The organism is Bacillus sp. H1a (assembly GCF_000633475.1).
Taxonomy (GTDB): Bacteria; Bacillota; Bacilli; order Bacillales; family Bacillaceae_G; genus Bacillus_A; species Bacillus_A paramycoides.
The window spans coordinates 131,978-148,441 of sequence record NZ_AYMH01000003.1; the positions used below are offsets into that span (position 1 = coordinate 131,978).

General features: G+C 34.8%; 16 protein-coding genes. 5 read left to right on the forward strand and 11 right to left on the reverse strand.

From position 1 onward, the window contains the following. Positions 1 to 5: 5 nt before the first annotated feature. The 9 genes from resB to U860_RS0102405 form a co-directional block, all read right to left on the reverse strand. A complete protein-coding gene (resB, locus tag U860_RS0102360; RefSeq protein WP_025147257.1) occupies positions 6 to 1,631 on the reverse strand; it encodes a cytochrome c biogenesis protein ResB in 1,626 nt (541 codons plus the stop codon). A 122-nt stretch (positions 1,632 to 1,753) separates the two neighbouring features. Then, positions 1,754 to 2,275: a thiol-disulfide oxidoreductase ResA gene (gene resA, locus U860_RS0102365; RefSeq protein ID WP_025147258.1), complete on the reverse strand. Its 522-nt coding sequence runs from the start codon at positions 2,273 to 2,275 to the stop codon at positions 1,754 to 1,756. 105 nt (positions 2,276 to 2,380) lie between these two features. Continuing rightward, positions 2,381 to 3,109 (reverse strand): 23S rRNA pseudouridine(2605) synthase RluB, encoded by a 729-nt coding sequence (gene rluB, locus U860_RS0102370; RefSeq protein ID WP_002171119.1) that lies wholly within the window; start codon positions 3,107 to 3,109, stop codon positions 2,381 to 2,383. Between the two features lie 288 nt (positions 3,110 to 3,397). Next, the gene (gene spmB / locus U860_RS0102375) at positions 3,398 to 3,928 is read right to left on the reverse strand and encodes a spore maturation protein SpmB (protein ID WP_002171118.1); all 531 of its coding nucleotides are present in this window, start codon (positions 3,926 to 3,928) and stop codon (positions 3,398 to 3,400) included. Then, positions 3,925 to 4,521, reverse strand: a complete 597-nt coding sequence (spmA, locus tag U860_RS0102380) for a spore maturation protein SpmA (protein WP_025147259.1) — start codon at positions 4,519 to 4,521, stop codon at positions 3,925 to 3,927. Before spmA ends, spmB begins: the two co-directional genes overlap by 4 nt. Then, on the reverse strand, positions 4,514 to 5,638 hold the full coding sequence (locus tag U860_RS0102385) for a D-alanyl-D-alanine carboxypeptidase family protein (RefSeq protein WP_025147260.1): 1,125 nt from the start codon (positions 5,636 to 5,638) through the stop codon (positions 4,514 to 4,516). Before U860_RS0102385 ends, spmA begins: the two co-directional genes overlap by 8 nt. Positions 5,639 to 5,750: 112 nt before the next feature. Next, positions 5,751 to 6,665: a superoxide dismutase gene (locus U860_RS0102395; RefSeq protein WP_002171116.1), complete on the reverse strand. Its 915-nt coding sequence runs from the start codon at positions 6,663 to 6,665 to the stop codon at positions 5,751 to 5,753. Positions 6,666 to 6,777: 112 nt separating this feature from the next. Further along, positions 6,778 to 7,269, reverse strand: coding sequence for a YpuI family protein (locus U860_RS0102400; protein WP_002171115.1), 492 nt, complete (start codon positions 7,267 to 7,269; stop codon positions 6,778 to 6,780). A 22-nt stretch (positions 7,270 to 7,291) separates the two neighbouring features. Next, positions 7,292 to 7,681, reverse strand: a complete 390-nt coding sequence (locus U860_RS0102405; RefSeq protein WP_025147261.1) for a hypothetical protein — start codon at positions 7,679 to 7,681, stop codon at positions 7,292 to 7,294. A 339-nt stretch (positions 7,682 to 8,020) separates the two neighbouring features. Here U860_RS0102405 and mprF point away from each other — a divergent pair, with 339 nt between their 5' ends. Continuing rightward, positions 8,021 to 10,606, forward strand: a complete 2,586-nt coding sequence (gene mprF / locus U860_RS0102410; RefSeq protein ID WP_025147262.1) for a bifunctional lysylphosphatidylglycerol flippase/synthetase MprF — start codon at positions 8,021 to 8,023, stop codon at positions 10,604 to 10,606. Positions 10,607 to 10,610: 4 nt separating this feature from the next. On the opposite strand, the gene U860_RS0102415 is transcribed toward mprF, so the two are convergent. Then, positions 10,611 to 11,405 carry a hypothetical protein gene (locus U860_RS0102415; protein ID WP_025147263.1) on the reverse strand — a complete coding sequence of 265 codons (795 nt, stop codon included), beginning with the start codon at positions 11,403 to 11,405 and terminating at the stop codon, positions 10,611 to 10,613. Positions 11,406 to 11,579: 174 nt separating this feature from the next. Here U860_RS0102415 and deoD point away from each other — a divergent pair, with 174 nt between their 5' ends. The 4 genes from deoD (at position 11,580) to U860_RS0102435 (ending at position 15,254) form a co-directional block, all read left to right on the forward strand. Continuing rightward, positions 11,580 to 12,287 (forward strand): purine-nucleoside phosphorylase, encoded by a 708-nt coding sequence (deoD, locus tag U860_RS0102420; RefSeq protein WP_025147264.1) that lies wholly within the window; start codon positions 11,580 to 11,582, stop codon positions 12,285 to 12,287. 201 nt (positions 12,288 to 12,488) lie between these two features. Then, a complete protein-coding gene (locus tag U860_RS0102425) occupies positions 12,489 to 14,300 on the forward strand; it encodes a HAMP domain-containing sensor histidine kinase (RefSeq protein ID WP_025147265.1) in 1,812 nt (603 codons plus the stop codon). A gap of 107 nt (positions 14,301 to 14,407) precedes the next feature. After that, positions 14,408 to 14,938 carry a tyrosine-type recombinase/integrase gene (locus U860_RS0102430; RefSeq protein ID WP_000806236.1) on the forward strand — a complete coding sequence of 177 codons (531 nt, stop codon included), beginning with the start codon at positions 14,408 to 14,410 and terminating at the stop codon, positions 14,936 to 14,938. 121 nt (positions 14,939 to 15,059) lie between these two features. Then, positions 15,060 to 15,254 carry a DUF3924 domain-containing protein gene (locus U860_RS0102435; RefSeq protein ID WP_002171109.1) on the forward strand — a complete coding sequence of 65 codons (195 nt, stop codon included), beginning with the start codon at positions 15,060 to 15,062 and terminating at the stop codon, positions 15,252 to 15,254. A 216-nt stretch (positions 15,255 to 15,470) separates the two neighbouring features. On the opposite strand, the gene U860_RS0102445 is transcribed toward U860_RS0102435, so the two are convergent. Beyond that, positions 15,471 to 16,316: a DUF72 domain-containing protein gene (locus U860_RS0102445; protein WP_002171107.1), complete on the reverse strand. Its 846-nt coding sequence runs from the start codon at positions 16,314 to 16,316 to the stop codon at positions 15,471 to 15,473. Positions 16,317 to 16,464 lie beyond the last annotated feature (148 nt).

Here is a 16,464-nt window from a genome sequence, read left to right on the forward strand (position 1 = left end):
CCACCTTAACTAATTTTTTTATCGGTTATTTTATCATGTGGTTGCGGAATCGCTGTTCCTTCTAAAACTCTTTCAATATCTTTCTTTAAACCGAACCAATTTTTATTTGTATGACCTGCAACCCACCACTCATCATTGACGCGTTGTATCCAAATACGGCGATGGTTCCAATACATACCTTGAATCACACCAACCATAAATATAAACCCACCAATACCAAGAATCCAAAGCGTTAAATCTTTTCTTACAGTAAGTGCTGTTGCATTTTGCATTTCCACACCTGCAAATGACATTTTATATTTATTGTTTCCATCAGGTTCTATATTTTGCCGAATACCAACAAAGCTCACTTCACCATCTGGTGTTTCCGGGGTAAACATTTTAAAGACGAATGCAGGATTGTTTGGTAATTTTGTCTTCGTATTCGGCTTTCCATTCTCATCAAAATAAAAATCAGGAAAATAGCTTAATAGTTCTAGAGAATACCCGTTTCCTAGATCATATTTTTCTGTAGGATTCGCTAAATTCACTTTAATCGGTCCCCACTTTTGATTATTTGCTTTATTTTGCAAATGGAAGGACATACTTTTAAATTCACTTTCCTTATAATCCACTTGATAAACAGCAAATTGATCAAACTTCAGTGGCTCATTCACCCGAATTTCAGCTTCTTTTACCTTTTCTAATTTTGGTTTTTGACCTGCTATAGTTTCTCCTACTGCTTTATATAATACGGCATTCGTTTGGAAGTTTTTCGCAATCATTTTATCACCAATACGATCAATCGCATCATCAAAAACTTCTTTGTCCTTACTCTTATCATAAACTTCCTTTATAAACTTTTCGTTTTTCAAATAATATTGACCATCAGTTCCTGGTATTTCTTTCGTTTCACCATCGCGTAACCAAAGTGCTTCGTCTACATACATACTCGGTAAAAAACGTAGCATTGCACCAAATAGAAAAATAATAAGACCGATATGATTTACATATGGACCCCAGCGAGAAAAACGTCCCTTTTCCGCTAAAACGTTCCCGTCTTCCACTTTCACATTATAATTTCTTTTCTTTAAATTAATTTGAACTCGTTCTAAGTCGCCCTCTTGCGGCGAACCAGTCCCGTACACTCTCTGTCTCTTTAAAAAGCTTGGGTGTCTTTTCACCCCTTGTTTTTTTAATGCTTTATAAAGAGGAATTACACGGTCTAAGCTACATATAACAAGTGAAATGCCAATGGAAGCAATTAAAATCATGTACCACCATGATCCATATAAATTATTAAACCCTAATTGATAGTATAATTGCCCTAAAAATCCGTACTCTTTCTCATAATATTCAGCCGGTGCGATTCCTGGAGTTATGTACATTTCTTGCGGAAAAATAGTTCCTATTGCCGATGCAGCTAAAGTTATTACGATTAACCATACCCCTACTTTTACAGAAGAGAAAAAACTCCAAATTTTATCGATTATCGTTTTCGTATGTGTGAGAGATCTCCGGGCACTCCCCTCATATCTCATATCCAATAAATTCACATTTTCATTGCTTTCAAATGGTTTCCCACAAGCTTCACAAAAAACGGTTCCTATCGGATTAACATGTCCACATTCACACTTAATTTCTTTCAACACTCTCACCACCCCAGTATCTATATGTACTATTGTATATTCTACCTTCAAGTTACCGCAATACTCAGAATTCTTAAAACGAAGGTGCTATACACCAAGCACCTCTTATGTAAAGGCTTTCTTTATTATGGAGTAATTTTCTTCAAATAGGCTTCCAGTTGTTCCTTCGTTTGCTCACCTATAATTTTCTCAACAACCTTGCCTTCTTTATCAATTAAAAAGGTTGTTGGTAATGGTCCCACTCCATATGTACCTATGATCTTTTGTCCTTTATCAATCGCAACCGGGAATTTCAAACCATATTGGTTCACAAAATTTTTCACTGCGATATCCGTTTCATCTGCATCTAACGCGATAATTTCAACGCCTTTTTCTTTATACTTTGGGTATAACTCATTCATGTACGGCATTTCTTTTTCGCAAGGCTTACACCAAGTTCCCCAAAAATTTAAAAATACACCTTTTCCCTTTAAATCTTTCAGTTCAATTTTCTTTCCTTCTAAATCAGTCACGACAAAGTTAGGTGCTTCTTTCCCAATTTGCATTTTCTCTTTATCAGCAAAAAATCCTTGATACAGTGTAAATCCTACAGCACCGCTTAAAATGAGCAGAATGATAACACGAAATAATAGGCGATTTTTTTTCATATTTTCTCTCCTCTCTTCGATGAATATATGTATTCTTTTTTACAAATGTTTTATTGAATAAATCACCAGCGGAGCATTCCACTGGTGAAAGTTTCAATCTATAGCTTATCGTGGTTTTGTAGTCGCCAATGCACGTAATTGCTTCACCTCATGCGGTGTCAATTCTCTTGCATCACCAGGTCGCAAACTACCTACTTCTAAAAAGGCATAACGTTCACGTTTTAATTTCATTACTTTACAATCTAACGCTTCAAACATACGACGTACTTGACGGTTACGTCCTTCATGAATCGTTAATTGTACAATCGCCATCTCTTTACGCTTGTCCCAAGAAATAATTTTCACTTGTGCTGGTGCTGTTTTCCCGTCTTCCAGCGCAACACCTCGTTCTAACATGCGAATTTTCTCACCTGTTAATGGCCCTTTAACTTTCGCAACATACGTTTTTTCAACTTTATATCTCGGATGCATTAATACATTTGCAAAGTCCCCATCGTTTGTCATCAATAATACGCCAGACGTATCATAATCTAAGCGTCCGATTGGGAATAAACGTTGTCTAATTTCAGGGAAAAAGTCTGTTACAACATTTCTTCCTTTATCATCTGATACACTTGAAATTACACCAGTTGGTTTATATAGTAAAAAATAAACAGGTTCTTCTTTTTCAAGAGGGATGTTATTTACTTCTACTTTATCTTGAGGAGTTACTTTTGTTCCTAACTCCTTCACTATTTTTCCGTTAACTTTCACTTTTCCTTGCTGAATTAATTCCTCAGCCTTCCTTCTCGATGCAATACCTGCTTGCGCAATCACTTTTTGTAATCGTTCCATTTCTTTTTTTCACCTCAAATTTATCTTACCTTCATTAGAAAGACTTGGCAACCGCCTAAGCTTTACGCCATTTGCTTCGCCTAGCCTTAACAACATAGCGATGATAATAAACGTATAAAGGCCAATACACGTTTTCACCCTTTATTATTGTTTACACTTTTTCATATTGCTCACAATAAAAGTTCATCATTTTGTCAAAAATACCGCATAAAAAAACCACTATTAAGCTACACCTTAATAGTGGTCGTATACGTATTATAAGCGAAATAGCGTAAAAAATGAATACCATTAATGAAACAATAAAGAAACAAACACAATTGAGCAAATAATCCCGATTAAATCTGCAAACAGTCCTACTTTTAGTGCATCTCCCATTTTTCTAATACCAACAGCCCCAAAGTATACCGTTAAAATATAAAAAGTCGTATCTGTGCTACCTTGCATCGTAGAAGCTAATCTCCCAATAAACGAGTCTGGTCCATATGTAGCGATTAAATCGGTCGTTATACTTAAACCTGCAGAGCCCGAAATCGGACGTATAAGTGCCAGTGGAACGATTTCTGCTGGTACATGAATAAAATCTAACATCGGCTTCATTACCGATATCATCGCATCTAGAGCACCTGATGCCCGGAAAATAGAAATAGATACAAGCATTCCAACCATAAACGGCAAAATTGAAACTGCAATTTGAATCCCTTCTTTTCCCCCCTCAACGAACGATTCATACGTTGGAACTTTTTTTATCGTACCATATAAAAGGATAAAACCGATTACACAAGGGATTACCCATAATGAAATTGTATTTACAATGCTCATTTTTTCCGCCCCTTTCTACTCCTTCTCTGGTAAAAATAGCGGTCAATCCAAATTGCCCCGATCATCGATAACACTTGTGCAATGAATGTTACACCAACGATTTCTGTAGGGTTTGCTGATTCATAAGTCATTCGAATTGAAATTACAGTGGTCGGAATTAATGTAATTGCTGATGTATTTAAGGCTAGGAACGTCACCATAGAACGACTTGCAGAATCCTTCCCACCGTTTAACTCTTTGAGTTGCTCCATTGCTTTAATGCCCAGAGGTGTTGCTGCATTTCCTAATCCAAAAAAGTTTGCCATCATATTTGATAAAATGAATCCCATTGACGGATGATCCTTCGGTATTTCTGGAAACAATCTTTTGACTATCGGCATAAAAAGTGAAACTAACTTTTTTAACAATCCTGCTTCTTCTGCAATTTTCATTAAACCGAGCCAAAATACTAAAACACTAATAAGTCCAATACATATCGTAACCGCATCTTTTGACCCTTCAAAAACGGCTTTATTCACCTCTTCCATCGTTCCATTTATCATGGCATATACAATCCCTATAACTGCCATCGCTACCCAAACGAGATTAACCATCTGTACCAACACCTATCATGTAAGAAAAGATTTCTTTTACATTATTCCAATACATTCCCGTCGTAGCTACTAACTTCCGCTTACTGTAAAACAAATTACGTTCTCCAACTTTCTCATTACCAACAAAAATTTCCGTTTTCCCAATTTTCACTCCATCCGAAGGTTTTACACTTTTATCAAGTTCAACTTTTAATAACACATTCTTCCTTTCCTCTGCAGTTAAAGGTACGGAAAAACTATTTTTCGTGTAAACATGATTGGCATACTTCTTTTCATTTATTTCGGCAAGTGTTCCTTGCCCTAAAACTTTTGTTTGCTTATAGCGTTCAAAGCCTTTATCAAACAGGTTCATATGATCGTTCCAATCGCTAGAAGCACTCAAAGTTACCACAATTAAATCCAGCCCATCTTTTGAAGCGGTCGTGACAAGTGTCCGCCCGGCTTTTTTTGTAAAACCTGTTTTCCCCCCTGTTGCAAATTCATAATAAGATGTCACGAGTTTATGTTTATTTTTCCACGGATAATCCCAAGAATCTGATTTATATGTTTTTGTTCCAAAGATTTTCTTAAAAGTCTCGTTCCCCATGGCATATTTCGTTAATAATGCCATATCATACGCTGACGAATAATGCGATCCATCCCCATCCAAGCCATGTGGGTTTGAGAAGTGAGTATCTTTCATTCCGATTTCTTTCGCCTTTTCATTCATTAAATATACGAACCCGTCTATACTCCCTCCAACATTTTCAGCAATTACTTGCGCTGCATCATTACCAGATCTGAGCATTAATCCGTAAACTAAATCTTCTAACTTTACTTTTTGTCCAGGTTTTAAATAAATGGCCGACCCTTCTACCCGTACCGCTTCATTACTAACCGATACCAATTCTTTCATTTTTCCTGATTCAGCAGCTAACAATGCTGTCATAATTTTTGTTATACTAGCAATTTTTTGTGGCTCATGTTCTAATTTCCCATACAGTACACGGCCAGAATGCTGTTCCATTAATACTGCGTTACGAGCACTGACACTACTGTTCATCTCTGCATATGTAGGAATCGGCATAACGCTTGCGTACATTATAATTAGCGTAATGATTATACAAATTCGTCTCATATTTCCCCCCACGTCCTTTTGGCACTTTTTGTACAAGTGTATGCTTGGCCTTTTAAAATATGAACGAAATCTCCCTTCCAATTCCAATAAAAAAGACGCATGGGATATGCGTCTAATACGGTGTCCATTCAATTTGTTTTGCACTTTCAAATCTCTTTTCTACATCGGACCAATTTACAACATTCCACCAATTTTTAATATATTCATCTTTTCGATTTTGATATTGTAAATAATACGCATGTTCCCAAACATCAAGTACAAGGAGTGGTATCGTATCCCATTGTGTAAATAATTGATGAAGCGTGCTCTGTAAAATTTCTAACCTTCCTGAGCGGGGTACCCATACAAGAATTGCCCACCCTGAACCTTCCACTTTAGAAGCTGCTTCTGTAAAATGTTTTTGAAAACGTAAAAAGCTTCCAAAGTCTTGCTCAATCTGTTGTGAAAGAGCACCTCTTGGGCTTCCACCACCATCTTTTTTCATATTGCCCCAAAATATTGTGTGTAAATAATGACCTGATCCATGAAAAGCAGCTTCTCTTTCCCAATGCTTTATTAAATCAAATTTATTTGTTTTTCTCGCTTCTTCCATCATCTTCTCCGCTTTATTTAAACCTTCCACATAACTACGATGATGTTTATCATGGTGTAACATCATAATTTCTCGTGAAATATACGGTTCCAACGCATTATACGGATAAGGTAATGGCGGGAGTGTATGCCCACCAATCGGAACAGCCCGTTCGCTATCCCCTCTTTCATATAATTCATATTCCTCTTCTTCCTGCATAAACACTTCCTGTAAATGGTGCTGAATATGTTCTACATCATCACTTATTTCATACATAAATTCGGCATCTGTATCGTATTCATGCTCTTTCATACGTTCTAATAACGTTTGAATTTTATAAGCAAGCATATGGACATCATACACTTCCATTGCGCGGCTATCTAATACGTGAAGAACACTTTCACACCAGCTTTCTACTTCATGAAAGTAATCTGTAAATACACCTTGCTGACTCATGTCACACCTCCTTGATGCTATCCACTTTAACTATATTCAATTAAAATCCCTTATATAACTGGACAAAAAGAAAAGAAGCTAAGTGACTTTAGCTCCTTTTCCTTCACCTTAATTAGTATTTGTGTAACATCTTCGTTTGGTAATCTGTCTCATAATATTCTAGTTCTTCACGCATCGCCTGAAACTTGCCTTCTAAATCCTTCATCACTTGTTCTATGGATGCAGGGGGTGTTTGCTGAAAAACAATAGAATTTTTCCCTGTATAAGCAGAACGACTATTTTCATACCAATGATCATTCTTTGGTGAAAAAAACTCTGCAATTACTTGATGATAAATCTTATACAAAACTTTTTCAGCTGCGGTCTTTCGAAATGGCTGGCTATTCAACAAAACAAAACATGCATCAAGCCCTTCTTCACAAAAAACAAGAAGCCTTCTTATTGATGCTAATAATCCTTTATAATATCGTTCGTTTCCCGCTGGTGTCTCCTCCACTAAAGAAGGTAACGTATGATAGTTCACATAATTAGTTATCAAGGAAATTACATCTTCTAAAAATATAGAAACTTGTTCTGTTTGATTTTCCACCATCGAATTAGACATTTCTTCTCTCTCCTTTGCCATTTTACGCTATTTCTACTCTTTTATTTTTATGTAATTCAGCCAATATTTCTTGTACTTTCCCCACTGTTTCCTCGTCAAAATATCTTTGAAAGTCTGTTACCTCATTGAGATACAAACGCTTTTGTACACGAAGCTCTTTATTTTTCACTAAACAAGCGATGGCTACAATATCTCGTAAATATACGTCTTGTTCTTCTACTTTATAAACTGGATTTCCTTCAAACGGAGTAATTTCTTGTAAAACTTCTTCAAAATATCGAACATATAAGACAGAAAAGGTTTTTTCTTGATCATTTAGTATATATGTCACTTCAGATCTATTAAAAAAATCTTCTGATGTATTAGGTTTTGCTTTCTCTAATTCATATCCTGCATAACCTATTATTATCATCTACTTTCCCTCTTTTCCTTCTTTTGCTTTATCCCGCTATTTGAGCAGTAAGACTCCTACCTCAAAGTTCGGCTATTACGAGGAAGTTAGGTGGGAGATCCAACTGCCCGTAAAAGCCCGATTGGTGTGGGCTGATAATCAGTAGGGGATGAACAAAACCACCACTGATTAAAGTTTCACTTTATTCTAACTCAATTTTCTGATAAACGAAATATTCTTTTAAATATAACCTATATAAAAAATAGCTTTCATATACAGGAAATTACCTTTTTATTTTTCTTGAAGTTTGTCATAATAATATTATTGTCTCAGTTTTCTTACACAAGGAGAGTTGTATTTATGTCGTTTTCATGGAAACGTTTCTTACAGATTGGGAAAATCATCTTCCCATTTGTTGTCTTAACAATTGTATTCTTTCAGGCTAAAAAAGAATTAGCAGGTATTTCTTTTTTAGAAGCGATCCAAACAATTAAAAACATTCCAACTGGAGGAGTCTTTTTAGCAATTACACTCGGTGCATTTGCCGTATCAACAATGTTCTTTTATGACTTTGTTATGCTTCGTTACTTAAAAGCAGACATACCTGTACAAAAGATTTTCCGCATCTCATGGATTGCTAACACTTTGAATGGATTTATCGGTTTTGGCGGTCTTGTCGGAGCTGGTGTACGTACAATGCTATATCGTCCGCATATAAAAGAGAATGGGAAACTTATTAAAAGCATTGCATGGATGACAACTGCATTTATTAACGGATTAGCTATTCTTTCATTCCTCGGTCTCATCGGAATATTAGATACACGGTTTATTCTGCACGAAAAACCGTGGTTATGGCCTGTTCTTATCTTCTTTGCTCTTTTCGTTCCTATATATATTGGGTTTTCTAAAATTAAAAATAGAAAAACAAAACAAACAGAAGGACAGGAGAATGCAGAAGAAGAGAAAAATCCAACTGTTTTATATTCATTAGTTTCATTAGTTGAGTGGGTATCTGCTGGCATCGTTATGTATGTCATATTAATATTGTTTGGAATTGATATCGACTTTCAAAAGTTTTTAGGTGTTTATGTAATTGCGGCTTTAGCCGGTGTCGTAAGTCTTGTTCCTGGTGGCCTTGGGTCGTTCGATCTTGTCTTCTTAACTGGACTAGGACAATATGGCGTTGATACAGGCGTGTTACTACCTGCTATGTTGTTATATCGCCTTGTCTATTACATATTACCATTCTGCCTTGGTCTCATTTTTGCAGCCTTTGAAATGACAGGAGCAGCCATTAAAAAGATTGAAGATAAACCATTTATTGCACCTGCTTTAGAAACAACTGGTGTGATTTGGACTTTACAACGTGATTTTTTAGGGAAATTAGGTTCATGGGCATCTGCCGCTTTAACAGCATTTGCTGGCTTAATGGTTATTTTATCAACTATTCTACCAACAAGCATAAATCGAGCTCACGCCTTACATATTTTAGCTCCAAAGCATCTTATTCAATTTTCTTTTAGCTTGTCATTAACATTTGGTATTCTCCTCCTTATTCTTTCGCGAGGAATATATTATGGAACAAAGCGTTCTTATTATATGACGATTGTTTCTTTAATTGGAGCAGCAATCTTTAATACCCTAAAAGGAATTGATATTGAAGAAACCTTTATTTTATTAATCGTACTTGCTGTATTATATATGCTTCGCAAAAGATTTGTACGCGAGAAAATGGAAGTCTCTCTTTCTGATATCGTAAAAGTTTTTCTATTCTTATTGCTAACGTTATATTTATATAAAAACCTAGGTATTTTATTTGCAGGTGCAAAAGAAGCGTTCAAACCTGATTTTGTCGTTCGGAATATTACACAAGTTCAACGAAGCGCATTAGCAGCTGCATTCTTCGTTCCCACCTTTTTACTTATAGGCTCACTAATTGCCAATCGTTACCGTAGTGAATTTCCCGGGCAACCGGCTAATGATAAAAGGTTACAAAACTTTTTAGATGAACATGGTGGAAATGTACTTAGTCATTTAGGTTTTTTAGGAGATAAGCAGTTCTTCTTTAGTAGTGACGGGAAAGCACTTCTTCTCTTTTCAATCACTGGAAAACGTCTTGTTGTACTAGGCGATCCAATTGGTGATTCATCCTCCTACCGTACTGTGTTGCAAGAGTTTTTAGCTGAAGCAGATCGATTTGGATATATTTGCGTATTCTATCAAATCGAAAGTAAATGGATGAGTTTATATCACGATTTCGGTTATAACTTCTTTAAACTTGGTGAAGAAGCTGTCGTTGATTTAAATACGTTTACTATAACCGGAAAAAAACGTGCGGGTATGCGAGCTACTTTCAACCGTTTTGAACGAGAAGGTTATACATTCTCTATTCATCAGCCACCATTCTCAGACGAATTATACGAAGAATTAAAGAAAGTGTCTGATGCTTGGCTCGACGGAAAAAAAGAGAAAGGTTTTTCACTTGGGTACTTCGATCGTGAGTATATTAGTCGTGCTCCTATTGCCACATTATCTGACGCAGAAGGAAAAATTGTTGCCTTTACAACCTTTATGCCAGTATATCAAAGCGGAATATTATCTGTTGATTTAATGCGTTATTATCCAGATGCTCCTAGTGGTATTATGGATGCAATCTTCATCCACTTATTCCACTGGGCAAAAGAAAATGAATACCATTCCTTTAATATCGGTATGGCACCACTCTCAAATGTTGGTTTATCAACGCAATCATTCTGGTCTGAACGAGTTGCCGCAGCAATCTTTAATAATGTCCGTTATACGTATAGTTTCAGTGGATTACGACATTTTAAAGAAAAATATAAGCCAGCATGGAGCGGAAAATATTTAGCATTTCGAAAGAATCATTCTTTACCAATTACTATGCTCTCTGTAACAAAATTAATAGGAAAACGAAAAAACAGCTAAATACTTAGCTGTTTTTTCGTTTTTGAACTTGTACAGTAAACTCCTTTTCATACTTCTTACCATTTATATAGAAATTTCCCCACATTTTATATGTTCCTTCTTCTGGAAATGTAATACGATATTGTAATTGCTCATCCGTATCAACAGGAGTGGCATATAAAAAATGTTCCCTCGTTTCATCAACGATATATAGAGAGTCAACTTCTCCTCTTCCTGAATTTAATTTCAGCTTTTCTCCTTTTTTTGCTTGAAACTGAAATGTTAATGTTACTGCCTCATTCGGATGCAATGCACCAAATAAGAGAGAAACTTGATACTCTCCTATTTTTTTTGTAAGTACAGTATCGATTGGAAGTTTCTTTTTATTGTTGTCCTTACTCTTATCCTTTTTTCCTTCTCCAAAATCTTGCTTAGAAAATGATTCCATAGACTTATTTTCGTCTTCATACAAAAATATTGTGTACCCTTCACCTTTCGCTACTTCTGAAGATAGCTTATATGATCCATTCCCAGCAAAGGTAGGCTTCATTTGTTGTATATTTTTCAACTGTTCATCCACAATAACTGCTTGAATTTGATCATTCACACCACGAACTTCATTATTCTTTTTATTTAGCAATTGAAACGAAATGTCGACTTTTTCATTTCCCTTTTTATTTTCCACATCCCATTTTACTTCCTGAACATCTCCTGTCGTTTCTACTGTTTCTTGATATTTTTTTATGTAAAATCCTCCTGCCACAATAAGTACTAATGCGATAAGCCCAATGACAAGATTTTTCAAAACATCACCTACCATTTTTAAAGTCTCTTTCCATACAAAACTTCTTATTATATATTCTAGATTATGATTTATGAAATCCTTCTATTTTGTACATATTACAAATAATAAAAAGATTTTAATTGACAGGATTCGTAGTGTATAATGCAAATGATATTGATTTCTATCAATACATAATAAGGAGGACTTTTCATGAGTGTACATATTGAAGCAAAACAAGGCGAAATTGCTGAATCTATTCTATTACCTGGTGATCCATTACGTGCAAAATATATCGCTGAAACATTTTTAGAGGACGTTACTTGCTATAACAACGTGCGTGGCATGTTAGGTTTCACTGGAACTTATAAAGGAAAGCGTGTATCTGTTCAAGGTACAGGTATGGGTGTTCCTTCTATTTCTATTTATGTAAACGAATTAATTCAAAGCTACGGAGTAAAAAATTTAATCCGCGTTGGAACTTGTGGTGCAATTCAAAAAGATGTGAAAGTACGTGACGTTATTATCGCAATGACAGCTTGCACAGATTCTAATATGAACCGCTTAACATTCCCAGGATTTGATTTTGCACCAGCTGCAAACTTCGCTCTTTTAAAGAAAGCTTATGATGCTGGAACAGAAAAAGGCTTACACGTTCGTGTTGGTAACGTTTTAACAGCAGACGTATTTTACCGTGAAAGCATGGATATGGTTAAAAAGTTGGGAGAATACGGTGTATTAGCAGTAGAGATGGAAACGACTGCTCTTTACACATTAGCAGCTAAATATGGTGTAAATGCATTATCTGTATTAACAGTAAGCGACCATATCTTCACTGGTGAAGAAACAACATCTGAAGAGCGTCAAACTACATTTAACGAAATGATTGAAATCGCTTTAGATGCAGCAATTCAGCAATAGTTTATTAAAGAGCTTGTCATACGTCTGGCAAGTTCTTTTTTATGTTAAGAAAACTTCGACAGTCACTATACCTCCTACTTTATGTGACTTTCTATAAAAAACTACTTTAGAAAGAGACAGATTTCCCCCTCTACTTTTTTGTAACGTTTGTTATAATTAAGAAATCATTTATATTACAGTATTTTCATACGAGGTGAAACAGTGAAAAACAGAAGCATCGTTTTTAAACTATTTTTATTAACATCAACATTATTTACAATCATATTTCTCCTTTTTTTCCTTGGACAATCTCTATTTTTAGAGAAGTTTTATATCAATAAAAAAGTAAAAACGGTTCAAACCGCTTTTGAAAAGTTCGTAGATAATTACGAAAAAAGCGACCAAAGCTTTGAGGAAACTAGAAAATTAAAACAAGAATTTCATGATAAAACAAATGCTGAAATGCAATTTTTAGATTCTAATGGAATTATTAAAAGTGAAAACAATTACTACATTGATGTGACTAACCCTGACAACAATCAAACCTATTCCATCCCACTTAATAATCTTTTAACACCAGAAGAATATAATAAATTCGAAAACTTAGGTTTAAAAACAGATGGAATAATTCACGTAGAGGGATTCATACAAGGTAATATAATAACACCAATAGAACTGACAATTAATTATAATCGATGGCGAAACGAAAATGTCAATTCGGATTTTCAATCAATTAGTGGTAATCCATCTAAAAATAGACTTACAAATCGATATAAAACTATGTCTCAGATCAGTTTTACTGGTGTGATATCTAAATTGCATCTCCCTTCCAAAGCTGAGGTTCGTCTTGCAAATGATATTGAAACATTACAAGCTGTTGATTATTTTGCAAACACCATCAGACAAGGTACTTCTAATTCAAATCAATTAAACACGTATATATTAGATAGTGGAGAAAATATAAAAAATAGTATCTTTGTAAAACCTATTATGGAAAACGGTAAAATTAAAGAATACGCTTTTGCAATCGCCTCTTTACAACCTGTTAATGAAGCAATGCTTGTTTTAAAAGATTATTACGTCTATGCCTTAATTATTGTGTTTCTCGTTATTATTTTGTTATCCTTTTATTACTCGAAAATCATTGTTAAACCATTAATTAAGATAAATCGTGTCACAAAAAAAATGGCTAATTTTGATTTTAGCGAGAAGTTACCTGTTGCAGCAGACGACGAAATTGGTGGATTATCAAGTAGTATTAATACACTCTCTGTAAACTTAAAAGACCGAATTGATCGATTAAATGTTGCAAATACAAAATTACAACAAGATATTGAACGCGAACGCCAATTGGAAAAAACGAGAAAAGAATTCATTTCTGGTGTGTCTCATGAATTAAAAACACCACTCAGTGTTATTCGTAGCTTCGCTGAAGGTATTAAAGATGGCGTAAGTAAAGATACGACATATTACACAGATGTTATTTTGGAAGAAACAGAAAATATGAATAGGCTTATTGTAGAAATGTTAGAATTAGCAAAACTAGAATCAGGTACGTACAAACTAGAAATGTCGACGTTCTCGATCGGCGAATTAATTCAACAAGTCTATGCAAAATTATCATTTAGCATGGAGGAAAAACATTTGCAAGTGGACGTCCATGCCGACGCTTCTCTATTTGTTAAAGCGAATCGTAGTCGTATTGAGCAGGTAGTTGTGAACTTACTTAGTAATGCAATTCGATATACTCCAGATGGAGAAAAAATACATGTCTCTGTTGTAGAAACGGAAGATAAAGTGAAAATTGAAATCGAAAACACAGGTAATCCTATTCCAGAAGAAAGCCTTGAAAAGATTTGGGATCGCTTCTACCGTTTAGACGCTTCTCGTAGCCGTCATACTGGAGGTACCGGCCTTGGGTTATCTATTGTGAAAAACATTTTAGATCTCCATCACGCCGAATACGGTGTGTATAATACTACTAATAGCGTTGTATTTTATTTTAATTTACAAAAAGTAAAAGAAGTCAAATAATTTGTCTTAATTTCACTAGGAGTTCACATGAAATTCACACTCTCCCTTTATAGTAAGAAACAAGTTAATCCTTTCCTTTACACACATAAAAGAGGAGAGTGCGTGAAATGAAACAAGCAGGACAACCTATTCAAAACGAAAAACAATTAGAAACTATCAAAAATATACTTTTACAATCTTCGAAACGTGATGGCTTATTATTCGTATTAGCTGTAAATTCTGGCTTAAAAGTAAGTGAAATCTTACAATTAAAAGTCAGTGATGTAATCGATGAAAATGAAAATGTTCGCCATTCCATTTTATTTTACAATGAAAAAGTAAAAAAACATAAATGGTTTGCTGTAAATGAAGACTTACAGCACGCAATCGAAGACTACATGAAAGAACGTAAAACTTGGAAACGCAATGAACCATTATTAAAGTCTCAAAAAGGAACAAAGTCTATTACGAGACAACATGCATGGTACATTTTAAACAAAGCTGCAAAAGAAGTTGGATTAGAAGGGATTAGCTCACATACACTTCGAAAAACTTGGGGCTATTGTGCATACAAATCAGGTGTTGATATTGCATTTTTACAACACTTCTTTGATCACAGTACTCCATCAAAAACTTTAAAGTATATCGGTATTGCTTAATAACTCTTATACATAAAAAAGGTTACCATTTATAAATTTGGTAACCTTTTTTATGTTTCATATTCTCTTTTCTTGTCTCTCCTATACTGTAGTGGTACTCTAATAGTAAGGGGGAGAAATTATGAACACATTAACAATTGAATTACCGAAAGAAACGGCTGAAAAACTTGATTTATTAAAGAAAGCTTATCAAAAGAAAACAGGTGCTACAATTTCTGAAAGCACTCTTGTTCAAACACTTATCTCAAAGGAATTTATCCAAGCGATAACTCCTTTTGATTTACAACAATTCGTCAATGGAAAAGAACAGCATTAATCGCTGTTCTTTTTTATTTTCAAAAAATAAATATTAAAAGTTTTTTATTTATTTTTCGAAAAACTATTGACTATGATAATGATAACCATTATCATTTAATACGAAGCCAACAATTGATGAATCAACCAAACGCTCAGTAACATTGTTACCCCTCTTTTTCATATAGAAAAGCACTGTACATTCCCCCTGTTTGTACAGTGCTTTTCTTGTTTGGATTTATTCAAATAAATTTAATTGCTCTGGTTTTGGCTCACCATATGTAATACTTACCATTTCCATCAACTGTTTCGCATTGTCCGCCGCATCCCCACCCGAATTATTGTTAAATAATACGTATATGTCCTTAGCCTTTTTTTTCAATTGCTCTAATCGTTCTACCCATTCTTCCAACTCATTATTATTGTAGCGATACAAACAACGAACTGCTCTCCAATTTTCTCCTTTGTCAAGCCACCCATGAACATTCCGGCCATGAAAGCGTATTAATGCCATATCTGAGTTCGTTGCTTCTAATATGAGTGGCACTGATCCTATTCCCGCCTGTGGTTCGTCACAAATTGTATGAATCCATTTTTCCCGTTCTAAAAACTGTAACGTCTTATCTCTCATTTCCGGATAAAACCATGTTTGATTTCGAAACTCTATTGCACACGGGAAGCCTTCCATTTTTTCTTTCGTATATCGAAGTAAATCTACATTTTTCTTTTTACAATCAAACCATGGCGGATATTGGAATAAAATCATTTTTAATTTATTTGCATCTTTTAGGGGCAAAATCGATTGTTTATAAACATCAAACATCTCTTCAAACGTAGAAAAAGGAATTTCACCTTTCATATGTCCTGTCATCCCTTGATAAGCTTTTACTATAAAAGAAAAATCTTTTGGCGTTTCCATCGCCCATTTTGTATAATTTCGTGCAGGTTGTATCGCATAAAATGAGCTATCCACTTCCACGATTGGAAAATTCCCACTATAAGTTCGCAATTTATTTCTATTTTCATAGGGATTAATATATAAAGAATCGTGATCTCCCCATCCCGTCACTCCAATGTAAAGCAAACGAATTCCTCCCTTCCCAACTTCATCTTAAACTCATTCTATTTACTTCACCAAAATCCTATCCGACCAATTTCATAAAGTAGCTCTTTCTTTAAGAGTATCCGTATAAAAATATGATATACTAGATGGAAGAATTTTTAAATTGAGG